The sequence below is a fragment of the Ruegeria sp. YTSC004 genome (assembly GCF_059609805.1).
In genome coordinates, this window is record NZ_JBXWMJ010000018.1 from 39,891 (window position 1) to 61,801 (window position 21,911).

19 protein-coding genes are annotated in these 21,911 nt (G+C 54.2%); 7 read left to right on the forward strand and 12 right to left on the reverse strand.

Going from position 1 to position 21,911, the window contains the following annotated elements:
• Positions 1–9 precede the first annotated feature (9 nt).
• From AC2FFP_RS21570 to AC2FFP_RS21595, 6 genes are all read right to left on the reverse strand, one after another.
• Positions 10–1,023, reverse strand: a complete 1,014-nt coding sequence (locus AC2FFP_RS21570) for a hypothetical protein (protein ID WP_496770252.1) — start codon at positions 1,021–1,023, stop codon at positions 10–12.
• 9 nt (positions 1,024–1,032) lie between these two features.
• Complete coding sequence (locus AC2FFP_RS21575; protein ID WP_496770250.1) at positions 1,033–2,583, reverse strand: MBOAT family O-acyltransferase; 1,551 nt, start codon at positions 2,581–2,583, stop codon at positions 1,033–1,035.
• Positions 2,584–2,595: 12 nt separating this feature from the next.
• Positions 2,596–3,546, reverse strand: a complete 951-nt coding sequence (locus tag AC2FFP_RS21580; RefSeq protein WP_496770248.1) for a class I SAM-dependent methyltransferase — start codon at positions 3,544–3,546, stop codon at positions 2,596–2,598.
• Between the two features lie 16 nt (positions 3,547–3,562).
• On the reverse strand, positions 3,563–5,476 hold the full coding sequence (locus AC2FFP_RS21585) for an HAD-IIIC family phosphatase (protein ID WP_496770245.1): 1,914 nt from the start codon (positions 5,474–5,476) through the stop codon (positions 3,563–3,565).
• A gap of 11 nt (positions 5,477–5,487) precedes the next feature.
• Positions 5,488–5,730: an acyl carrier protein gene (locus AC2FFP_RS21590; RefSeq protein WP_496770242.1), complete on the reverse strand. Its 243-nt coding sequence runs from the start codon at positions 5,728–5,730 to the stop codon at positions 5,488–5,490.
• Between the two features lie 118 nt (positions 5,731–5,848).
• On the reverse strand, positions 5,849–6,763 hold the full coding sequence (locus AC2FFP_RS21595) for a glycosyltransferase family 2 protein (protein ID WP_496770238.1): 915 nt from the start codon (positions 6,761–6,763) through the stop codon (positions 5,849–5,851).
• Between the two features lie 227 nt (positions 6,764–6,990).
• Between AC2FFP_RS21595 and AC2FFP_RS21600 the strand changes: the two genes are divergently transcribed.
• Positions 6,991–7,869, forward strand: coding sequence for a glycosyltransferase family 2 protein (locus AC2FFP_RS21600; RefSeq protein ID WP_496770233.1), 879 nt, complete (start codon positions 6,991–6,993; stop codon positions 7,867–7,869).
• A gap of 40 nt (positions 7,870–7,909) precedes the next feature.
• Here AC2FFP_RS21600 and AC2FFP_RS21605 read toward each other — a convergent pair whose 3' ends face one another.
• Complete coding sequence (locus AC2FFP_RS21605) at positions 7,910–8,689, reverse strand: sulfotransferase family 2 domain-containing protein (protein ID WP_496770231.1); 780 nt, start codon at positions 8,687–8,689, stop codon at positions 7,910–7,912.
• Positions 8,690–8,814: 125 nt separating this feature from the next.
• Between AC2FFP_RS21605 and AC2FFP_RS21610 the strand changes: the two genes are divergently transcribed.
• From AC2FFP_RS21610 to AC2FFP_RS21620, 3 genes are all read left to right on the forward strand, one after another.
• Positions 8,815–10,221: an O-antigen ligase family protein gene (locus tag AC2FFP_RS21610; protein ID WP_496770228.1), complete on the forward strand. Its 1,407-nt coding sequence runs from the start codon at positions 8,815–8,817 to the stop codon at positions 10,219–10,221.
• Positions 10,222–10,290: 69 nt separating this feature from the next.
• Positions 10,291–11,355 (forward strand): acyltransferase family protein, encoded by a 1,065-nt coding sequence (locus AC2FFP_RS21615; RefSeq protein ID WP_496770226.1) that lies wholly within the window; start codon positions 10,291–10,293, stop codon positions 11,353–11,355.
• 15 nt (positions 11,356–11,370) lie between these two features.
• On the forward strand, positions 11,371–12,489 hold the full coding sequence (locus AC2FFP_RS21620; protein ID WP_496770224.1) for a right-handed parallel beta-helix repeat-containing protein: 1,119 nt from the start codon (positions 11,371–11,373) through the stop codon (positions 12,487–12,489).
• Positions 12,490–12,507: 18 nt separating this feature from the next.
• On the opposite strand, the gene AC2FFP_RS21625 is transcribed toward AC2FFP_RS21620, so the two are convergent.
• Complete coding sequence (locus AC2FFP_RS21625) at positions 12,508–13,842, reverse strand: lipopolysaccharide biosynthesis protein (RefSeq protein WP_496881497.1); 1,335 nt, start codon at positions 13,840–13,842, stop codon at positions 12,508–12,510.
• A gap of 486 nt (positions 13,843–14,328) precedes the next feature.
• Between AC2FFP_RS21625 and AC2FFP_RS21630 the strand changes: the two genes are divergently transcribed.
• Positions 14,329–15,063, forward strand: a complete 735-nt coding sequence (locus tag AC2FFP_RS21630; RefSeq protein ID WP_496770220.1) for a sulfotransferase — start codon at positions 14,329–14,331, stop codon at positions 15,061–15,063.
• Positions 15,064–15,170: 107 nt separating this feature from the next.
• Entirely contained in the window at positions 15,171–16,094 is a 924-nt protein-coding gene (locus tag AC2FFP_RS21635) for a glycosyltransferase family 2 protein (protein WP_496770217.1), read from the forward strand.
• An 8-nt stretch (positions 16,095–16,102) separates the two neighbouring features.
• Here AC2FFP_RS21635 and AC2FFP_RS21640 read toward each other — a convergent pair whose 3' ends face one another.
• From AC2FFP_RS21640 to AC2FFP_RS21655, 4 genes are read right to left on the reverse strand one after another with little or no spacing between them, the layout of a single operon-like run.
• Positions 16,103–17,062 (reverse strand): glycosyltransferase family 2 protein, encoded by a 960-nt coding sequence (locus AC2FFP_RS21640; RefSeq protein WP_496770215.1) that lies wholly within the window; start codon positions 17,060–17,062, stop codon positions 16,103–16,105.
• Positions 17,059–17,445, reverse strand: a complete 387-nt coding sequence (locus AC2FFP_RS21645; RefSeq protein ID WP_496770213.1) for a DUF805 domain-containing protein — start codon at positions 17,443–17,445, stop codon at positions 17,059–17,061. Before AC2FFP_RS21645 ends, AC2FFP_RS21640 begins: the two co-directional genes overlap by 4 nt.
• Entirely contained in the window at positions 17,442–17,876 is a 435-nt protein-coding gene (locus AC2FFP_RS21650) for a hypothetical protein (RefSeq protein ID WP_496770209.1), read from the reverse strand. Before AC2FFP_RS21650 ends, AC2FFP_RS21645 begins: the two co-directional genes overlap by 4 nt.
• Positions 17,873–19,465: a GMC oxidoreductase gene (locus AC2FFP_RS21655; protein WP_496770207.1), complete on the reverse strand. Its 1,593-nt coding sequence runs from the start codon at positions 19,463–19,465 to the stop codon at positions 17,873–17,875. Before AC2FFP_RS21655 ends, AC2FFP_RS21650 begins: the two co-directional genes overlap by 4 nt.
• 197 nt (positions 19,466–19,662) lie before the next feature.
• Between AC2FFP_RS21655 and AC2FFP_RS21660 the strand changes: the two genes are divergently transcribed.
• A complete protein-coding gene (locus AC2FFP_RS21660) occupies positions 19,663–21,585 on the forward strand; it encodes an acyltransferase family protein (protein WP_496770205.1) in 1,923 nt (640 codons plus the stop codon).
• Positions 21,586–21,911: the final 326 nt, after the last annotated feature.

Genomic DNA, 21,911 nt, shown 5'->3' on the forward strand with positions numbered 1-21,911 from the left:
CTCCTGTTCTTACGACCCGGTTGAAGGGGCGAGCAGCGGGGTAAGCGTTTCGGTCAGCCAGTCTGTCACCAGCACGGCGCCGGTTTCCGAGACATGGGCCACATCGTTATAAAGATTTGGATCATCCCGCAGGAAATCCGCCGAGAAGACCGGTCCGTATTGTTCCAGCCATGCTTTCTCGAAGGGTTCCGCATAGCCGCCATAGAAAGGCAGATAGAGGAAGGCAAGCTGCACACCCTCGGATTCAGCCAGTTCGGCGATCCGGCGCAGATAGGTGCGGGGAATACCGAACTCGATCCCGGCCATCGATTCAGGCAGGATCGGGCGTGTCAGGTTACGGCGGCGGAATTTGGATTCGCCTTCCAGCGCTTCGATATCGGCAGCGCTTTTGGGGCCGGATGTTTTGCCGGGATTGAAAATCCGCGGGTCAATCGTTGTGCCGGCATAGGTGGCGGGGTTGAAATCGGGCTGATAACCGAACGCTTCGGGCAACAGATCGGCGGCAGCCAGTTGCATCTGCCGGATCGGCAGGCGCGCCAGATTTTCCGGCAGGTTCCGGTTGACGATCCACGGGCTTTGCAGAACTTCACCAGCGCCGGCCAGATCGCCAAAGGCCTGATGCCCGTGTCGGGGGAATTGCTCAACCACCGAGATCACGATCAGTTTGGGTTTATGCTCCGATAACAATTCGCGGATGATCGGCAGGCGAACATCGAAACCGGAGGCGGGCAGCGAGAAATTGACGACGCGGGCATCTATCCCTTTTTCGGCCAGATTGTCCTCCAGATCGGGGGAAATCACGCCGCGTGCCGTGCGTGACGAGCCCAGAAAAGCGATATCGATTGGGGTGTCGTCGAAATGAATACGCTCATAGATCCACCGGGCGCGCTCAAAGATCGTACCGCTCATGGCCTGGTAACGGAAATAGGGATCATGCGGCAGAAGGAATGCCAGCACAATACAGGCCAGCACCGTAAGCCAGAGGCCGGTGAGGAAGGTGCGCAGGCGCAGGGGTTTGGTCATCGGCGCATCCTAGAAGTTGAAATAAATAAACTCTGACTGCCCGCGCAGGATGAAAGCAAGCCCAAGAAACAGAACCACGCCGGTCCAGATCATCCAGGGCAGGGTCGGGCGCCATTGCAGGTGCAGCAGCGCCGGGGCTCGTGTGCGCCAGCGATTCCAATGCAGGATCGGTGAATACCGTCCCATGATCTGCTGTGTATTCGGGCACAGGAAAATCAGCGTGGCGGCACCCAGCAGAAATAGCCCGGGCTCGGTTATCAGTTCGGCAGTTTTGGCAGGCAGCACAGCAGGCAAGTTTGCGATCTCGTCCAGGCGGGTCATACCCTGCCAGATAGCGGCCGCCGCAGCGGGGCTGTCGGCGCGGAACATGACGTTGGCGAAGATCACAGCAATCAGTGTCACGGCGTGGTACAACGCCATGCTGGAGCCGGGAACGCCACTTTTACGGCGCGCCTTGCGCCGCAGCGCGCGCCAGAACTCGTTGATCGCCAGATATGTGCCATGCATCAGACCAAACAACACAAAGGTCCAGGCGGCCCCGTGCCAAAGGCCGATCACCACAAACAAAACAACCGTGGGTGCGGCGACCGTTACCGAGAAGGATGCCCATTTCCCCAGCCGCCATTGTGCGGCCAGCCGTGACAGGGGCAATACCAGCGGCTGATACATATAGGATACGATGAACTGCTGCAGGGTGATATGCCAGCGCCGCCAGTATTCGATAATCGAGGCGGCGCGCAGCGGTGAATGGAAGTTGACCGGCAGTTTGATACCGAACATGCGCGCCAGGCCGATGGCCATGTCGGAATAGCCCGAAAAATCAAAATAAAGCTGCACCGTATAGGCCAGCGCGGCCTTCCATCCGGCCAGCAAGCCTATTGTGCTCCCAGCCTGCGCAGCGTCGAAAACCGGGCTGGCATAAAGCGCGGCGCTATCGGCGATGACCGTCTTCTTGAACAGGCCGATTGCGAATATCACCAATCCGACGGTTAGATTCGCGGTCACAAAACGCCCCGGATTGCGTCCGAAGAATTGCGGCATCATCTCTTTGTAATGCACGATCGGACCCGCGATGAGCTGCGGAAAGAAAATCACGAACGTGGCATAGCGCCAGATTCCTCCTGTGCGAATCTCGCCGCGCGAGACATCCACAAGAAAGGCTATCTGCTGGAAAGTGTAGAATGAGATGGCGAGCGGTAGGATGATCCTTTCCAGATGCAGACCGACCCCCAGTATATTCGCGTTGTCGACGAAGAAGTTGGCATATTTGAACCAGCCCAGCACCAGCAGGTTACCGACAACGCCTAGGGCCAGGGCCCAGCCTGAGCCGCTTCCGTTATCCCGTGTCCGCTCGATCCACAGTCCGGTGAGATAATTGCCCAGAACCGACAGGATCAGCAGCAGAACATAGGGCGGATTCCAGACTGCGTAGAAGATCAGCGAGGCGATGACCAGAAACAGGAAAATCCACTGTTTCAGCCCCATCCGGATCAGCAGGTAATAGCCGGCTAGCGTCAGTGGCAGGAAAATGAAAACAAACGGAAGGGAATTGAACAGCATGAACGGATACGATCAGACCGGGCGGGCAATCATGCAGGCCGAGACGGAAATCTTGTTGCGCAGCGCTCGTTCCAATGCGGTGCCTTGGGTGGCGAAGAAACCGTCTTTCAGAATCTCGAACCCGGTATCGTTAAGGAGCGCGCGCGCATCATCGGGCGTCCGCATCAGGTAGAGGTGATCGGGCGAGGGGCTGTTGATCGGCACGTTGATGAAGATGCGGCCTGTTTCAGGGCGAACCTGAGCGTGCAGCTTGCGCATGACCGATTTTGGGTCTTCCAGATGTTCCAGCACCTCGGACAGTACCACCAGATCTGCCGGTGGTGAGTCAGCGGGCACATCCATGACGTTCTGAACCGCAAAATGACAATCATGATGACCCAGCCGCTCCAGTGCCGCACGGGTTTGATCCAGCGAGACCTGCGACAAATCCCAGGCGGTAGCGCTCGACAGTCCAAAGTCGCGCAGGGCCAGCGACATCATTAGCCCGTGACCCGGCCCGACCTCCAGCAGATGGCCGCCTGGGCGCAGAAGGGCGGGTACCTCGGTCAGGAAGAAATGGCAGCTTGCCGCATGATTAAACCACAGCACCTGACTGAACAGCAGCCCATCCATGTATTTTTCCATATAGTCGGCATCGGAATAGACCTCTGCATCGGCTTCGGCGAAAGTCGACAGGCGATACCGGCCTTCGCGGTGGAAAAACAATTCTTCTTCACGCAACCGGTCGCAGGTCCAGCGATAATGTGCCGCGATGGTGTCCAGCCGGTCGCCGACCAGCAACAGCACCGCGTCGGCCAGGGCTTCGGTGGTGCGCATCATATCGGCATCGCGACCCGCAAGGCTTTTGCGAATATAGCGCTCATGCTCAGGCCAGAGCGCCATGACTGCCTCGACGATACGACGGGTTGCGGGCTGGTCAGCTGCCAGGAGGTCAGAAGAGGGATCGGAAGAAGGCGAAGACATCGAGTAATCCAATTTTTCAGGCGGCTGCATCGGCGCGCGGGCCGTTTAATGTCATTGGCAATTCAGTGGGGGTGTCATAGCTGGTGAGATCAAGGTGCCAGACCGTGCGCCCGTCAGCGTCTTCAGCGGTTCTTGAAAATCCCAGCTTCTCGAAATGTCCCGACACCATACGGTTCTTCTCGGATGGAATGTATTCGCCGACCAGCCGCCTGGCTCCTGCTCGGCGCGCTGCCTCGGCGACAAGCCCCAGGGCAGCTTCTTCGACGCGGCGCCCCAACACCCGGCAACTCATCAGCCATGTGTCGCAGGTCCAGTCCTCAGGGCCCTTGCGGAAGATCAACACCGAGATCATGCCGTTGTCACCAAATTTGTCAGCCAGCCGTATCTGTAATGTGAACAGATCCGGATCCTGCTGCATGCGGGCCACTTCGGCCTCGGTATAGCGGCGCGTAGTCAGGTTGAACTGGTTGGATTTGTTAATCAACTGAGCAATACGGGTTCGACCGACATCATCGAAACCGCGCGCTTCACACACCATGTCGAGTGATTCCAGATACGCGCCGTAGTCACCAATAGCTTCCATCGCAACGCTGCGGGCGGCGTTGGCACGGTATTGCTCGGCACGCTGCGCATCGTCGGCTGACAGGCCGGTGGTCTCAAAATACCCGGCCTGAGCCAATGCGGTCGGGTAAAATGCGGGGTCGTCCGGCAATTCGGGTACGGCGACCTCGGGCAGCATCTGGCGCACCCGCTCGCGTTCGGCCGGATTGTCGTCGAGGAACGCTAGCGCATCGGTGCCGATATTGAGCAACCGCGCAATATGGCGGATGTTGCTGGCCTTATCGGTCCAGTTGGCGATGAAGATCGAAATATCGTCTTCACGCAGCAGCATGTCGGGATGTTTCTGGAAGGGCAGGCGTGCCGCGTCTTCTTCGTTTTTGGAACAGACCGCCAACACCACACCGCGTGCCTTGAGGTCCAGCGCATATCGCTGAATTGCAAGAAAGGCTTCGCCTTCCGGCGTACCCTGCCCGACGCGGATACCGTCGATCCCGTCATCACCGATAACACCGCCCCAGCATGTATTGTCGAGATCCAGAACCAAGCATTTGCGCGCTTTGCCGCGCAATGTGCCCAGTATCCGGGCGACGTGATCAGCATAAAGGGGGACACAATCAAGTGAGAAAGGAAGTTTTGCCCGGTGCCAATAAGCGGGATCGAACCAGCGCGCCCGGCCAACCGTGTCGGCCAGCGCAGCAATGTCCAGCAAGGTAACGGAGTATTCTTCAGTCAGCGCCAGGAGGTCTTCATTGAAGGCAGCGATCTGTGCCGCAATCGAGCCTGGGGCCCGGCGATCATGGTGCCCACACCAGGGATCGGGAGGAATAGGCAGGGTTTGCAGGATAACTGTCGGGATCGCAGAGCGCGCCAGCCCGTCAAGCAGGCTGCGGATATGGGCCATAGCACCTGCCACTGCTGCTTCGGCTGCCGCAGGGTCCATATGCACCGTGGCCAGTCCCAGACTGCGATAGTCCGGCGCCAGCAACGCCATGTCAGCGCCAAAACTGGCCAACCCGCTTTCAGGATTCAGCACTTCCTGCGTAGCCTGACCATAGTCCGGTACGTAGAGCGTGGCGAAAACTCCGTGGCGCAGCGCGCTGGCACGGATCGCGGGGGCCGTATATTCGGTGGTCGCATCCGCCAGCACAGCAAGGCGAACCGGGGACAGCGATGCACTTTTCGCCTGTGCCGGGTCCACCTTGTCCATCGCCCGGTTCAGTTGGGTCAGCTTATTGAGATCAAGCGCGTGATTGGCCAGCACGGCCATCGCGCCGGTTTCTGTGGCGGGATCAAGTGCGCGCAACCTGGCGCGAAAATCTGATGGAGCAGGACGCAACCAGTGGAGCCCTTCGATAGAGAACACAGCCATGATCCACTCCGCTAACCGGTTTTTTCCTGAATGCAGTCTACAAGATCTCCCACCGACTTCAGTGCCTCGATCTCAGCGGTTGAGAATTTGAACCCGTAATGCTGTTCGATCGACACAACCAGGCGGATATGGCTCAGGCTGTCCCATTCCTCGACCTCGTCCGCGGTGGTTGTTTCTGTCAGAGACAGGTCGTCGAGATCAAGAACGTCGGCAAAAATCTCGTTCAAATCGTTAAAAATGGCTTCTCTGGTCATGGCACTCTTTGCTGTATTTTCACTGATTGCTTGAAATAAATCTGCTTGAAAACTTGTACCCCATCTGGGTTCAGTAACAAGCGGTTTTGCGACGATGGGGCTTTGTGTGACATGCGGATCAGCTTCCTTGCCGCCAGGCAGACGCGGCCTGCGCGTCCCGGCCGAACAAAAGCGCAAACATGCGGCGGCACCGGTAAAGGCGGATACGTGTCAGGCAAAACAGTGCCAGAAACTGTTCCCGCACCCCCGAAACACGGTCCGAGCGGAAGATGCGCAGCACTTCACCCATAGGGGACGCCGCCAGCATCAGTGCGCGAGCACTCCACCGCAGCTGTCCGTCGATGCCTGAAATTTCAGCAAAGTCGTGGCCAATATGACGATCCCATTTTCGGGTCAGCTCACGGAAGGAGCTGCGCGCCGGCGTCTTGATTGCAATTTGCGGCACATAACGAGTTTGTATTCCAAGCGTGGTGGCGCGGCGCCCCCAGTCCACATCCTCGGCGATTGTGATTCCAGCAAAATCGCCCACCTTGCGAAACACTTCGCGCCGCACCGCCATGTTGCAGGTCGCAGCATAGCCATCCCGCACAATATAAAGCTGCATGCGGTACCCGTAGACACTTTCATAAGCCTCGATTGCGTTGGCTGCATCAGGGTTAACGCGTGAAATCCTGACATCGCCGCCAATCACGCCCGTGTCGGGTTGGTGGCTGAAATAATCGACGATGCCGCTAATCCAGCCGGGCTGCGCAATGCAGTCGCAATCGATGAAGGCCAGCAGTTCAGCCCTGGCCAGCGCAGCCCCGCGACTGCGCGCGGGACCGGGTCCTGGGGTCGGTTCATGGGCGAGGCGGACAAAGGGGAAAGCGGCGCAGATCTCGTCCGGCGTTTCAGCCGAGCCGTTGTCGACAACGATGACCTCAAAAGAAACCCCGTCATCTGCCTGTTGCGCCAGCGCCGTCAGACATCTGTGCAAGGCATCCGGTGCATTGAGGTGTGGAATGATAACGCTCAGCTGGAAGATGTCGGGCATGATCTAATGTCTCTGGTCCTGTAAATGATATTATAACCCCCCCAAGAACAAACCTAGCGGTCCGTATTGAAATGGCGGCATTGTTGCTTCGTGATGTAAATTTTTGGAAAAAGTGAGGTATTGTTGTGCGAACGTCCACCCCTCCGGGATTGAGCGGTGTTGCTGATGGTGCGTGCCGCAGCAGCATGTTATGCTGCACCGCAGTTATTTTTTAAGTGAGGCAGTCTATGAGTGCAGCCGTTTCGGTTATTCTGCCGGTTTATAATCGCAGCGCCAGTCTTGAAGATTCGATGCGCAGTGTTCTTAACCAATCATACCGTGATCTCGAATTGATTGTCGTCGATGACGCCTCGACCGAGGATTTGCAGCCTATTGTAGATGGAATCGGGGATTCACGGGTTCGCTACATCAAGCGCGAGAAGAATGGTGGCGCCTCCGCCGCGCGCAATACCGGCCTGACTGCGGCCAAGGGGCGCTATATAGCCTTTCAGGACAGCGATGATTTGTGGCTGCCCGGCAAACTTCAAATGCAGGTGGATTTGTTGGAAGCGGCCCCGCGCGAGGTAGGGGCCGTCATCCATTCCAAGGTGCTTTACGGCAGCGGGCCAGATGGTTCCTATGGGGTCGGTCTGGTTTCGATGCGGCCACCGCCACATCGCATCATGAAGCCGCATGAGGATCAGGTTCGCAAATATCTGATCGAAAACCGCATCAGTCTGCAAAACGCTTTGTTTCGACGCGATTGTTATCCGGAGCCGTTGTGGTTCGATGATGTCACCCGATCGAACGCCGACTGGGCGTTCAGTTCGTCGCTGGCGCAACACACGAAAATCGCGGAATACCCCGAACCGGTGGTCATGGCGTTTTCCTCGCCCGACGGCATCTCGAAACTGAAACGTGCCAAGGCGATCGGGTTGATCCGGATTGTGAAGCGAAACCGAGAGGCCTATGCGCGTTATCCTGATGCCTATGGGATAATGATGTGGCGCATTGGCCGTATTCTGGCCCGGCACGGCAAAAGCAAAATGGCGCGTCGCTTTTATCTGACAGGGTTGCGGCACAACCCCGGATTTCTGTGGCGGCTTGTGAAGAGCAAGATAAGCTGATCCCATGCCGGGAATACCTGAACACAGGAACGGGTTCTTTTCACCCCTGCCATCTCCGAACCCGGCGCCGCGCGCGTGCTACCAGCTGATACAGCGGCCGTTTCGCCTGCGCCTGCGCCGCCGCGTTTTCCGCAAGGAAGTCAGCGGAAAGCTCCGGTGCAAGGGCCAGTGGCATCCGGGTGGCCGGCACGTATCCAAATCGCTCGAAATCGGCGGCATAAATCCTGGCGACAAGCGCGCGGTCGGCCGCGTCCGGTTTGAACGCACCGCTCTTTGGAGCGCTGGCGCGCAGGGCATGCCCCATGGCACGCGGCTTGGCTTGCGTTCCGGCCAACGCGTCAAAATAGGGAATAAGCGCATCCAGCCCGTGTTCGAGATGGAAAATGGCGCAATCAGGCCCTCCGGACGGTGGCAGGAAATCGGCTTGCGGACGGCTGTGATTGTCATGCCTGTACGGGCTTGTCGCCCAAAGATCGGCTTCGGATTGCAGCCACTCACCAAAGCTTGTGCCCTGATCGACAGTTCCTTCAACTTCGGATTGGAAGCGATAGGCGCTGACGGCCCGATCCAGCGGGTGTCGCACCACGGTGAAGATGTCGCTGAAAAAGCCCACGGGAAAGAGACGTTCCAGCATGGCCCAGTCCACATGCTGTGGCGAGGTATTGGACCAGCGCCCGTCCGGGTCCACGGACAAATATTTCCGGTCCAGAAAAGCCAGAGGTCCGAACCGTTCGCTCATGTAATCTTCGACCGAACTGCCAGCGCATTTGGGGATATGGGCAAAATAGACCAGCTTGGGCCCGATGCGGGTAATCGGCATAAACATAATCTCCAGTCGATATCGGCCATCAAATTTGCTTGCGCGGCCCTGTATTCTGTCACAGGCAATGCTAGGCATGGAGCTATGGGAGTTCAACGGGAACTGTTTTTGCGGGGCGGTTTGTAATGCAGACCGTGACCGGCAGCCAAAGAGGCGCAGCACCAGCGCACAACGATGCGACGGGTCAGTCGGGCGCGGGGGAAAAAGCAAGGCTGCCGTTTCTGACCAAACTCGTTCTGATCGCGTTGCTTTTCCCCGCTTTTTTTTCGGTGGGCTCGGTCGTTCTTACACCATCCAAGTTGTTGTTCCTTTTTATTGTCCCGGTCCTGACCGTGAATCTGCTGCGCGGTAAGTATGGGCGGTTGTCGGCACCGGATTTCCTGATTTTTGGCTATGCGGCATGGATGACATTGGCCATGCTGGTCAATCACACGCCCCGTGTGGCAATCGAGTATACCGGCTCGAATACTGTGATCTTGCTGGGCGGATACCTGACCGCGCGGGCGACGATCCGGGACAAGGCTACTTTTGTTGCCATGATCCGCTTTCTGGCCTGGATTGTTGTTCTATCTTTGCCTTTTGTGTTTTATGAGGTGATTACTAGCAAGACCACCATTCCGCGCTGGGTTGCGCAGCTTCCCGGGCTTCGGTCTCATGGAGATATCAACCATGACCCGCGGTTCGGGCTGTGGCGTGCGCAATTTGTATTCCCACACCCGATTCATTATGGAATCTACTGCTCTCTGATGTTTTCGCTAGTATATGTCGGGCTAACGGAGCGCTTGGGTTGGTTTCGTCGTACCGCACTGACTGGTATCGTTGGAGTGTGCTGTTTTTTCTCGGTTTCCAGTGGGCCAGTATTGGCCGTGATGGCCCAAGTCGGGCTGATCGGTTGGTCGATCCTTTTTAAGCGGGTTTCCAATCGTTGGACCGTTTTCTGGGTAATTTCGATCTCCGCATATGTGGTGGCTGAATTGGCCTCAACACGCTCGGCTATCTATGCGATAGTGACGCGAATATCGTTCAATCCCTCCACTGCTTTCTCCCGACGGATATTGTTTAATTATGGCGTTGAGCAGATTCAACGCGCGCCGGTTTTTGGTGTTGGGTACAATTCTTGGCCCCTGCCTGCATGGATGACGGGCAGTGTCGACAATTTTTGGCTCTTTGTTGCAGTTCGTTTTGGGATGCCGGCATTTCTGTTGCTGGCAGGTGCCTTTGTGGTGGCTATGATTCTTGCTGGGCGTCGCGATTTCAGTGCAGACCCTGAGTTGGTCGCGTTGCGGCGGTCATGGATATTCACGCTTATCAGTGTCATGCTGGTGTTGGGCACGGTCGCAATCTGGGGCGAAGTGTATTCAATGGTCCTTTTCATGTTAGGAAGTGGATTATGGTTCTTAACGGCCAACCCGAAGCAGGATCCACATATCGAAACAGCCCTTGCCGAAGAAGAGCGACCACTGCGCTATTCCCGTTTTCCTGCCCAAGCCGTGCGGTATACGCGTTCTGCGCCTATGATCGTGCAGAAGTGATGCGGTGGCTGCATGTCGAATAATCCGCCATCTTCTGCCCCCGAAGCCGTATTCAGAAAAAAACGCTCAATGCCGTTGGACAGCATTCGTGCGTTCGCTATCTTGGCCGTTCTCGCCTACCATGTTGCCACGCGTTATGACGCTGCCAATCTGGATCCAGTAGCCCAGTTTGCCCGGCGCTACGGCCTACTTGGGGTGGATGTATTCTTTCCACTCAGCGGCTATCTGATCACCGGTTTCCTGCTGCGACGGTCGGATACGGAGAGTATTAAGGTTTTCTTTTTGCGTCGCGTGTTCCGGATTGTGCCTCTCTACATGGTCGCGGTGACATTGTTTCTGTGCTCGAGTTTGGTTCTAGGGTTCGAACAGGAGAATGTCGGTCGGGTCTGGATCAACTATCTGTTCCTTACAGGGTGGATGATCTTTTTCGACGGTCCTGAGGCCGTTCCCTACACCATCACATGGTCACTTTCGGTAGAGGAGTTCGCCTATATTCTCTTCGGGTTGGCAGCCTGGACTTTGCGTCGGAATTTCACCGCGTTCTTGGTTCTGATCAGCATCGCCTCAATGGCATTGCGGCTGCACCTCAATCTTTCCGGCTTCGAAGCTGTTTATAACTTCCCGCCGGCCCGGATCGATTCTATCGCCATAGGTGGGATTGTCGCGGTCTGCATGCAGCGCCGCGCGGCGAGCACACCGCTGATTTGGACACTGGCCTTGCTCGCAGGGCTATCATACCTTTTCGTATTCTGGGATGTCGCGCTTTGGAGTTCGTTGAAGTACACATTCATCGCTTTGATCACCTGCCTTTTAATAGTGGTGTGTGAGACTTATTATAAAGACGCTGGAGGTCAGGCGCTGTCATGGTTTTCGGCGATTGGATTCTATTCCTATTTCACCTACCTATTTCACTTGTTCAATATTGAACTTCTACTAAGAGTACCGGGTGTGTTTCAGCCAGCTTCAGTGCTGTCGTTTTGGGGGGTTGTAACGGTTGCACTGATTATGACACAGGCCCAAGCTGTGTTGTCGTTTCGACTCTTCGAAGGCCCATTGATGCGCTTTGGGCGGCGCATGGAACGACGCTTTCATGCTCGGCCTGTCACCACCGTGTCTGGAACTGATTGCACTTAGGAAAGAGGGGGAGGAATGCGACAGAGTATTTTGCTGCTGCCAGGCTTTTTAATGATGATCAGTGTGTGGGCAGGATTAGGGCGCGCTGAGGATCTAGCCACTATCCTGCAGGACGATCTGGCTCAAGCCGCGGCCGGAGACCGTATCGATTTGGCCCCCGGTGACTATGGCAGCGTTCATTTGCATGGTTTGTCCTTTGATAAAATGGTGACCCTCAATGCCCACGGCGAAGCCCGTTTTGATCAGCTGTATATTTCGGAGGTCCGCAACCTGCGGCTGAGCGGCATCCGGGTCGAAGCCATAGGAGGGCGGTCGGCCGTGCGGATCATGCAAAGCCAGAATGTAGAAATCGTTGACGCAGACATTAGCGGCCCGCTTAATCGTGTTGCGCCGGTGAATGCAGTCAAGTTTGGCATCGAAATCCGCGACCAGAGTGAAGAAATCACAGTTGCGAACAGCTATATCCATGATGTTCTGAACGGGATCGGAAACTTTGGTACGGCCCGTTTCACATTGGCTGACAACAGAATAGATTATATCGGAGCAGATGCGTTCAAATTTGGGGCCGTTTCCGATGGCATAATCCGCAACAATATTGGGCCGACGCATTTCTACCCGAGCGAAGATACGCATGCAGACTTCATGCAATTCCAGGGAACGCCGTCCAAAAATCTCGAAATTACCGGAAATATCCTGCTGTTGCAGAACCGGTTCGACATGCAAGGGATTTTTTTTGGGGGCGAAGGCGGACACAGCACTCTCAGCATCCGGCAGAACATCATCTACACACGGATGGCCAACGGGATCAGGGTCAAAGATGGCAAGAATATTTCTGTTCAGGACAATACGCTGATCAACGCATTTAGCGCCAAAAGACCAGCAACACGGATTTCGGTGCCTTCCGGTGCGATTGTGCAATCTAATATCGTATCCGGGAAAAAAGGAGCGCTGAAATATGAAAACATCGTCATGCAGCATCTCGAACCACAGGGCAGGTTCTACTATTCAGATTTGTTCACCGGGCTTCAGGAGGGCCAGCCTATCACCATCTACAACCTGCGGCCCGTGCAAGGCAGCCCGGCGGAAAGCTATGGCGCGCATACCCGACTAATGGAATTACAGAACGACGGGTAGGGCAGTTTCCCGATCATCCTATTTGTCACGGTTCAGGCGGCTGGCGATCTTGTTGCGTGCGCGCCGAAGAAGCTTTCGGTCCTCATGATCGATACAGGTGCCGAAGAGTACTAGGGCATAGATAATGGCAGAGACCGCGCAACCGCCAAAGAACTGCAGCCAGGTAGCAAGCGGGGAAATCTGTAGATAGCCATAACAGGCTCCAGTCGCTAGCGCAAAAGGGGTCAGCCCGGGCAGAAGCGTTTTGCGCAAAAATATCGACCATTTGCCTTTTATCAACTTTAGGCCAAAGGGCCACATGATCAGAAGGTGGACAAGTGCGTAGGCACCACCAAGCCCCAGCGCCGCACCAATCGCGCCCATGTCCCGGACCACCACGAAATACCACATTCCGACGAGGGCTGTCAGGCTGAGCGCCATCATGCACAGGTTGAAAGCACGGATACGACCGATGGAATATGCAACCTGATAAAACATTGCACTGGCCCAGATGAACGGATACGTGGCAAGCAGAAGTGTCATTGCACCTGCTGCCGAGATGTATTTTTTGCTTGCATAAAGCTCGATCAGAGGTGTGGCGAAAACACACAGGGGCGGTAATAGGAACAGCGCAGCCCAAAGATAGTAACGCCCGCCACGATAGTAGAAACTCTGTAGAGCGTCTTCACCCTCGGTTGCGTATATGGTGGTAAGCGCTGGTTTGGCCGGTGTTTCAGCGGCGAGGATCAGTTTGCGGATTTGTGTGTTTGCCAGATTTCCAACGTGAAACGAAGACACGTCTATAGCACTGCTGTAGCGATTGAGCAGCAATGCAGGTGCAGCTTGCAGAACCATCTTGTTAAGACCTTCAAACAGGGTCCAAAGACTAAAGTTCAGCAGACGCCGAACTATTGCTCCCGAAATGTGAGACAGGCGGAAGCGGGCTTCCGGCAATATCGATAGGGTGTAGAGGATCAGCACAAGCATATTGGCGAGTCCCCCGATGGTGGTAGACACCACAACCCACAAGACTTGGGCGCTGATCCCGAATAAAAGGCTTACAAGAATGGCGATCCGCAGAATTTCCGATCCCAGCAGAATAATGTTCTGCTCGACAAAGCGCATGCGCACATGCAGTCCGACCCGAAAAGGTGTGGTGGCGACCCTCAGACACAGGATGCTGACCAGCATCAACAGCATCATTTGTGCTTCGGTTCGGTATTGAGGATCAACATTGATCACCCAGTCAATATGCATTGCCAAATAGAGGCCTGCGGAAAATAGCGCTAGCGCCACAGTGACCAACACCGGAAACATCGAAGAAACAATAGTTGTTAAAGCGTCGCCGTCTCTACGCGCGTCGGCCTCGACCATGAAGCGTGATAGCCCCCGCAGAAAAACATTGGGAAACAACTCAGCAATGATCAGCAGTGAGGTTATGACTGGGAGTAGTGCATATTCTGACGGCTCAATACGCTGCAGTAGATATTGGTTGACCCAGACTAAGGCGGTCAGTCGAAGAATTACAGTTAGCACCGAACTGGTTGCGTTTACTACAAAACGGCTTACGCTGTTGTTGCGCGGCACGTTCATGGCCCTCTGGTCCGCATGTAAACGTTTACTCCTGCCATGAAATACAGGAAATGTCTGTCCACTTTACCAAAATAATGTCCTGATTTTTGTATGATGCAGGCAGTATGAGACTTCATATAGTTTGTCTATCATGACGGCAAGCTGGCGATCCCATGCGATCGAGTATCGGTACATCATTTGAATTGCGGTTGGAATGCTGCGCGCACCATGCAAGAGTCTTCATAGATTTGCGTCGGATTGGATTTTATGAATTGAAAGGTTGGCGTGATGCTAGATTTGACTGGATTTATTGCGGACCAGACGATGCAACTGCGAAGTATCTTGGCGGGGCGAAAAGCCCGAAAAATCTTTGCAATAGGTGAGAACAAGACCGGCACAACCTCGATCCATAAAATCTTTCAGGATCTTGGATATCGCTCTTACCATGGGATAAAGTGGCGCGATACGTCACATCAGGCGATCTTTTATCGCTATGATTGTTTTACCGATGGCCCTCCTGACGATATCCGCAAACTTGACCGATTGTTTCCAAATTCGAAATTTATTTTGCAGGTGCGCGATCTTGATGCTTGGCTTGATAGCAGAATAGAGCATATCAAGCGCTTACCTAAGAAAAAGAAACGGCACCCGCTATGGTCAGCCAAAGAGAGTTCCGCCCGTATTTGGCTGCGTCGTCGCGATGAATACCATCTGGATGTTCTGTCCTATTTTAGGAATAGGCCTGACGATTTATTGCTGATAAATTTTATCCGAGACCCGGATGCCGCATCCCGGATTGCCGATTTTCTAGGAAGCGAAGCGCATGTCAGTAAGCCGCATGCAAACCGCAATCCAATAGCGACTAAAGCTTTAAAAAACCCGGATATGATTGCGGCGACCCTGAACGGTCTTGGCGTCGCGGAACATGAGTGGAAAAATGATATATATTGCCCATCCCTTAAGACGCGTGAGGATTATGAGCGCTTCCCGGCGGATACTTCTTTTGTCCACAAATACGTCTGACGTGCGGGGGTGAAACTGTTTTGAACGCAATTGCAGGTATTGAGGAAAAGAGATGTTTGCGTGGTCGGCAGATGTCGAGCGCAGATCAACGAAAGGTTTTCCGGTAAATGAAGAGAGTGTGTCTTGGGCTTCCGGTCTTCAACGGGGAAGCGTACATTGAAGAGTGCATAAATTCTATTCTGGCTCAGACCTTCGGGGATTTCGAGCTCGCCATTTCAGATAATGCCTCAACCGACCGAACGACTGAAATATGTCAGGATTATGCCGCGCAAGATTCGAGGGTGCGGGTCTTTGTACAGGAAGAAAACGTGGGTGCGGCTAACAACTTCAATTTTTCCTTCTATGACACGAGCAGCGACTATTTTAAATGGTGCGCTTGTGACGACCTGTTAGAACCAGAATTCCTGCAAAAAACGTTTGAAGAGTTAGAACGCAATCCCGATCTAGTCCTTTGCCATTCGCAAACAAAAATCCTGCACGACGAAACCGGTGAGGAGGAATTGTTTGTTCCAGAAATTGACATGTTGGGCAAGGGCGCTGCTGATCGGTTCCGACAGGTTGTGCAAAAAGGGCATCGCTGCTACGAAGTGTTCGGTTTGATCCGCCGGGATGCGCTGGAACGAACCCGGTTGATCGGCAACCATCGTGGCGGGGATAACGTTCTTTTGTTTCGTCTCGCTCTGTTGGGTGCCTTTGGCATCGTGTCCGAACCTCTATTTGTGCTGCGACGCCATGCCAAGCAGTCAACGGCGTTGGTATCGAACAGCCAAGCCTACCAACAATGGTTCACTGGCCAGCCCCAAAAGATCACTTTCCCCGATTGGTATTTCATGCGTGAGGCTTGGCAGACGCCCCGCGGCCTTGAACTCGAATTCTCTACACGAATGCAATGTTACTCGGCGCTGCTACGTGAAACTTATAAACGCCGACGACGACTGCTGCAGAATGTGCGGGTTGCAGCGGAAACTGTTGTGTTCGGGGAGTCAAATCCGCATCAGCGTAGAAAGATGCTGGGAGCGAACAGAAAATAGTCACTCCGCTACGGTTTGCGCCTCTTCAAAAGCAGGAGTTGTGGGCAGAGTATTCCTGCTGCGCAGACCAGCATGTGTTTTGACGGAACCATGCCGGAAAGGCCTTGTCGGCTGACACGTCGGGCTTGGCGATAATCTCTACGTTTCGCGTAAAGCTTAGCACGGAACGCACAGAGTTGAGTCATCCGGCGGCGCAAGGCCTTACGGGATTGTTGAGATCGCTTCTTTGGCGCAGATCTGCGGTTTTCCAGAATGGTCAAGATGTTATCTATATTTTCCTCATACCAGGCATCCGATTTCGGTTTGGTCAAATTGTTACCGCCGGTGGCAGAACCGCGGATGAGGAGAATTTCCGATCGGATTGCAAATGCGCCCTCGTCAGCCAGGCGAAAGATCAAGTCCATGTCCTCGCTGATCCGCAAGTTCGTGTTGAAGGCACCGAAGCGCAGCAGATCAGCGCGGCGGCAAATACAGGTTTGGATGTTAAGCCCGTGCCCGCCTCTGGAGCACAGCCTGACAATCGGATCGTGCTCGACCTTGACGGGCTCGCCGCAAGCCAGACCGATCTTGCCGTACTGGTCCCTGAGTTCATCCCCCTGCCACGCCCAATTCGTCGCTGACAGTACGATTTCTTCGTCTGCCATCAGTGGCACCTGCTGTTCCAACTTTGTGGGCGTCCAGACATCATCACTATCGAGAAAGGCGATCAGAGCGCTGGATGCGTGGTCAATCCCAGTATTGCGTGCCGCCGCCACCCCTTGATTGGGCTGAGCAACATATTCAATACGGCCACCGAACCGAGCCTGCAATGTGTCGCGTGTGTCATCAATTGATCCGTCGTCCACGACGATGATTTCTGTTGGTGCAAGCGTCTGGGCCAACGCACTCTCCACCGCACAGCAGACAAGATCGCATCGATTGTAGGTCGGAATTATTACGCTGACACTCAAGGCGTGCGGAATGCTCACGCTCCGCTCCGATTGCCGGATTTGCCCGGAACAAATGCCAGCAAGAAGACTAGGATCAACGCATAGTAAATTTCGAAAGGGCCGGGAACAAAAGAGGCCAACAACGCGCCGGCCGCGATGAACAAGAGCAGGGTGCTCCAGCCCCACAGGCCAAAGGTACGCAATCGCTTGGCAAATATGTTGGCCATGGTAAAGCCCAAGATGGCTACAATAACGAAGTAGGCCCCGGCAAACCGAGCAATTCCCCCGGTCATCCCCAGCCCGACAGATATAGCCAAGAAGATACCGAGAAGGGCGGCAAATCGCCACAAAAATCCCAACCGCCCAAGACGTCCATCCAGGATTTCACCAAAAAACCCTGTAAAGGCAGAAGCTAGTGTCATAAATGAAGCCCGCTCTGATCATGCTCCTGCAGGGTCAGGTAAACTAGTCCGGACAAGGTTGCTTCGGTCCATGAAATACGCCAGCCCGCAACCGAAACGGTGCGGCCATCGAGAAAATCCCGGCGTGACAAGAGGGCCATGCGGCGAAGCAATTCTTCGTCCCCGAGAGGGAGGATAATCGAGTATTCTTCGTCCCGCAGCAACTCCTGCGCCAGGCTGGGCAAGCTTGCGGGAACAGTGCCGTCCATTACCAGCTTGGCACCAAGGATTGCCGCGCTGTCACTATGCGGCAGCAAGTCGGTCAGACGTCGCGCCAAATCCCAGGCTTGGGTCGACCGGCCCAAGGCGAACGTAGGTTTTGCCGATATCGCGGCAACCAGAATGGCAAGGCCTCTGAGAACAAAGCGGCGGTGAATGCGTGGCCGTGTCATGCAGCTAACTGTCCTTTTAGGTGATCTCCTAATCGCATTGCCAGTGCGATGATAAGAAAGGTAGGTGTTCCCCATCCTGCAGTCGAAAAGACGGAACTACCGGCAACATAGAGGTTCTGCATGTCGTGAATACGACAATTGCTATCCACCACACCCTGAGTGGCGCTATCGGACATGCGAGTTGTGCACATGTGATGCCAGGTCCAACGAACATTCTCCGACAATTCTGCGTCGTCCAATTCCAGCATTGAACGGCCCATACCGTAGGCAGCAGCAGTGTCAGCGAAGGCCGAAGAGGCCCAGCGTATAGTCCTAAAATCAATATCACTCAGCCGCCAATCGAGCTCGAGACGACGCAAACCCAACCTGTCCCTCTCGGCCCCCAAAGTAACGCGGCTGTCCGGGTTCGGCGCGGGTGCGAGCGACATTTCGTAGACGACTTTTGAGATGGGAGCGTTCCCATGCCAAAGATAAGTGGCGGAATATGAGCCGATCTGTTCGATATCCATCATGATGTTTGCCACATGGTCGCCGATCCCATCCGGAATCTTGCCGCGCGACAAGTTGCGGGACACCGCTTTGAGCGACCGACCGCCTTGCGTACTCAGGGCTTCTTTGCGGCTCATCAAACGCACCGAGCACGGAATCAATTCAAACGTTTCTTGCGCCTCGGGCGTGAGTTCGTGCCAGACTACGGATTCAGTTTCGCCCGAAATACTGCGACGTTGATAGAGGGCCAAATCAAGCCGGGGATTGACTGCGGTCATCTCGCCAGGAACCAGGTTGATGTGATCCGAGAAATAACGCCCTACAAGACCGTTCCTATTGCCGATCCCATCAGCATGTACAGCAGTCGAGGACAGTAGCAGCCGGACATTTTCAAGCCCCCCAGCAGCCAGAACAACCAGATTAGCCTGCAGCATAAAGGCTTTGCCATCCAGAGTTTTGACCCGAACCCCTCGTGCCTGTACACCAAGATCGTTTGTTTCAACCTCAGTCGCATTGGCATTCAGAATGACATCAATATTCTTGGCATTGGTAAGCGGTTCCAGAAAATGTTCGCCCATGCGCAAGGGGTGGATCATGAGCGCATTTTCTTGAAAATACTCAAAGTTTTGTTCCAGGCGAGGAAACCCATAGTACCGTTGTAAACCTTCGGAAGTCCATCCTACATCGGCGGACCAATCCCCGTCCCGCGGCAATCCCAACAGGGTGTGTGCCCGCTCATAATACGGCGTCAGATCCTGCCGTGTAATAGGCCAGCCGCTGTGTGGCACCCAAGCGCGCGCCTCGAATGAATTTTCGGAAAAAGGAAGGCAATACCCGGCCCAGTGGTTGGTCGTGCCACCAAAATAGCGTAGCCGGGAGGTGTCGAGATCTGCATAATCGCGCCCCACGATTTCGCCACGGTACAGATCCTGACTCTCATCATCGTAATCCAACCCTCCGCCTTCGAGTAAACAAACCCGAATATTTGGAGTGTTTAGAAATTCAAGCGCCAGCGCGATCCCGGCAGCTCCAGCGCCGACGATGCAAATATCATAAGAAAGGTCGGAGGGGTGCCCGACAGAAAGGGCATCGAAAAGCATTTAAGGACTCTCTCTCTCATTATACCAATTAAAAGTTTTGGGACCAATATTCGGGGCGGCCCCATCTAATGCAAGTAGCTTTTTGAGTGTCAGTATAGCTGTAATATGTTTTAATGCGGCTGAAAGTGAGTTAATAATTTACATGACCGGCCCGCGTGTTTTTTTACAAGAAACGTAATGAGTTTACAGGAAACCGGATGCAATACCGCGCTGAGATCGATGGATTGCGCACTATCGCCGTAATGCCAGTAATCCTTTTCCACGCCGGTCTTGATGTGTTCAGCGGCGGATATGTCGGCGTCGACGTCTTTTTCGTTATCAGCGGATACCTGATTACGTCTCTAATAGTTATCGAAATGCAGCGTGGTGAGTTTTCTATTCTCCGGTTCTATGAACGCCGGGCACGGCGGATTCTGCCAGCCTTGTTCTTGGTTATGCTCTGCTGCTTCCCCTTCGCTGTAATGTGGATGCAACCGGTGCAGCTGGTAGATTTTGCCCAAAGTGTGGTTGCAGTCATTTTCTTTGTTTCGAACTTCCTGTTCTGGCGCGAAAGCGGGTATTTTGCCGAAACTGCCGAGGAAAAACCGTTGCTCCACACCTGGAGTTTAGCGGTGGAGGAACAGTATTATTTGCTATTTCCCCTGTTTGTGATCGTAGTCTGGCGGTTTGGGCGACGCCCGACCCTGTATCTAGTGATGATCGGTACCATTCTGAGCTTTCTGCTGAGCGAGTGGGGTGCCCGGAACAGCCCAATTGCCAACTTTTATCTCGCACCAAGCCGGGTGTGGGAGTTGCTGTGCGGATCAATCTGCGCGCTCATTATTACCCAACATGGGCAGAAAAAATCAGACGTTTTAGCAGCTATAGGCCTGTTACTAATAACATACGCCATTTTCATGTTCGACGACGAAACGCCGTTCCCTTCTGTTTATACTTCGATTCCGGTTCTGGGGGCGGTGCTGATAATATTGTTTAGTGGACCGGGGACATGGGTTACTTCATTGCTGTCCACCAAGCCCTTTGTTGCCATCGGTCTCATTAGCTACAGCGCTTATCTTTGGCATCAGCCTCTATTCGCTTTTGCACGCATCCGCAGTGTGTTTGAGCCCTCGCCTGTACTCATGATGGGCTTGGCGACAACCGCTCTGATGCTGGCGGGCCTGAGTTGGAAATTTGTAGAACAGCCCTTCCGCAATCGCTCTTTCATCCGATCAAGAAATAAAATTTTCGGACTAAGCGGAGCTGCGGGTGCAGGTATTGTTGCAATTGCCGCTATTATGTTGGTGTTTCCGGTGGGTAGCGATTCGCGGACCGATCAACAGGCAGCGGATGTTCGTGTAAGAGGGCTGGCCACAAATTGTGAATCGCCCATACTTACCAATTGCAAAACAACGAAGACGCCGCAAGTTCTGGTCTGGGGGGACAGCTACGCCATGCAGGTTGTGCCTGCTATCTCCGAAGTATTTTCCGAGGCGGGAATTGCCCAATACACCAAAAGCGCCTGCAATCCGGTAATCGGGATTGTGAGGTTAGACCCGAGATATGATGATAGCTGGGTCGAGGATTGCATGAACTTCAACGCCCGTGTGCTGTCGGTGTTGGACACCAACCCATCGATTGAGACTGTCATTATCTCGTCACCCTTTATTAATTTAATGGAATCGAAATTGTTCACAAAGGATGGGGAAATTCTACCGCATCACAGCCTGTCTACTGTAGACGCTTACTTTTTTGACAGCCTATCCATGCTCACATCCCGAGGGGTGGGGGTTCTCATCATTTCTCCGCCCCCTTGGCCCAGCTACGGGCATGCGGGGGATTGCGCCCGAAAGTCAATGTTCTTTTATAAAAACATGGATTTATGCAATTATGATACGTCTGCACTTTCCCTAGAATCGTTGAAGGTCCAACAATTTCTTGAGGGTGCCAAGGCGCTCAAAGGAGTGGATGTGGTAAATTTGCAAAAAATCTTTTGCAAATCTGAGCGTTGTCGGGTTGGTGCTGAAACAACGGTCTTTTATGGCATTGGGGGGCATTTGTCGCTGCAGGGATCGTTAGAGTTGTTGAACCATGCCTCCTTTGTGGACAGCCTGGTTCACGCTACGCCCTCAGCAAATTAGGCCGCTTAGAAACAGAATTGCGACCGCAGAAATCTTTCGCATCCACAAAGCGGCTTTACTGAGATGGTGAGGAAGCCCGCTAAAGGGAGATAGTTGAAGCGTGGGGTCCTAATTAGAGTCCAAGTCTTCAATTTTGGAGTGATATGACTTTGTTTATCCGGTCGAGATGGTGTAAACTAGCCGAGTTTAGCAAGTAGCGATGTTTTGGTGGTTATAAATGACGATTTCCGACGATTTTGCGTCTGGCGGTTTGGATTCGGTGTGGAGCATTGAGGGCCCGACCGGGGTATCTTCCAGTCTTGGGACGACGGGGACGGATGCTTATC

Coding starts and splice junctions, on each gene's coding strand:
- AC2FFP_RS21570 (WP_496770252.1), bottom strand. CDS start 1,023: ATGACCAAACCCCTGCGCCTGCGCACCTTCCTCACCGGCCTCTGGCTT.
- AC2FFP_RS21575 (WP_496770250.1), bottom strand. CDS start 2,583: ATGCTGTTCAATTCCCTTCCGTTTGTTTTCATTTTCCTGCCACTGACG.
- AC2FFP_RS21580 (WP_496770248.1), bottom strand. CDS start 3,546: ATGTCTTCGCCTTCTTCCGATCCCTCTTCTGACCTCCTGGCAGCTGAC.
- AC2FFP_RS21585 (WP_496770245.1), bottom strand. CDS start 5,476: ATGGCTGTGTTCTCTATCGAAGGGCTCCACTGGTTGCGTCCTGCTCCA.
- AC2FFP_RS21590 (WP_496770242.1), bottom strand. CDS start 5,730: ATGACCAGAGAAGCCATTTTTAACGATTTGAACGAGATTTTTGCCGAC.
- AC2FFP_RS21595 (WP_496770238.1), bottom strand. CDS start 6,763: ATGCCCGACATCTTCCAGCTGAGCGTTATCATTCCACACCTCAATGCA.
- AC2FFP_RS21600 (WP_496770233.1), top strand. CDS start 6,991: ATGAGTGCAGCCGTTTCGGTTATTCTGCCGGTTTATAATCGCAGCGCC.
- AC2FFP_RS21605 (WP_496770231.1), bottom strand. CDS start 8,689: ATGCCGATTACCCGCATCGGGCCCAAGCTGGTCTATTTTGCCCATATC.
- AC2FFP_RS21610 (WP_496770228.1), top strand. CDS start 8,815: ATGCAGACCGTGACCGGCAGCCAAAGAGGCGCAGCACCAGCGCACAAC.
- AC2FFP_RS21615 (WP_496770226.1), top strand. CDS start 10,291: ATGCCGTTGGACAGCATTCGTGCGTTCGCTATCTTGGCCGTTCTCGCC.
- AC2FFP_RS21620 (WP_496770224.1), top strand. CDS start 11,371: ATGCGACAGAGTATTTTGCTGCTGCCAGGCTTTTTAATGATGATCAGT.
- AC2FFP_RS21625 (WP_496881497.1), bottom strand. CDS start 13,842: ATGGTCGAGGCCGACGCGCGTAGAGACGGCGACGCTTTAACAACTATT.
- AC2FFP_RS21630 (WP_496770220.1), top strand. CDS start 14,329: ATGCTAGATTTGACTGGATTTATTGCGGACCAGACGATGCAACTGCGA.
- AC2FFP_RS21635 (WP_496770217.1), top strand. CDS start 15,171: ATGAAGAGAGTGTGTCTTGGGCTTCCGGTCTTCAACGGGGAAGCGTAC.
- AC2FFP_RS21645 (WP_496770213.1), bottom strand. CDS start 17,445: ATGACACTAGCTTCTGCCTTTACAGGGTTTTTTGGTGAAATCCTGGAT.
- AC2FFP_RS21650 (WP_496770209.1), bottom strand. CDS start 17,876: ATGACACGGCCACGCATTCACCGCCGCTTTGTTCTCAGAGGCCTTGCC.
- AC2FFP_RS21655 (WP_496770207.1), bottom strand. CDS start 19,465: ATGCTTTTCGATGCCCTTTCTGTCGGGCACCCCTCCGACCTTTCTTAT.
- AC2FFP_RS21660 (WP_496770205.1), top strand. CDS start 19,663: ATGCAATACCGCGCTGAGATCGATGGATTGCGCACTATCGCCGTAATG.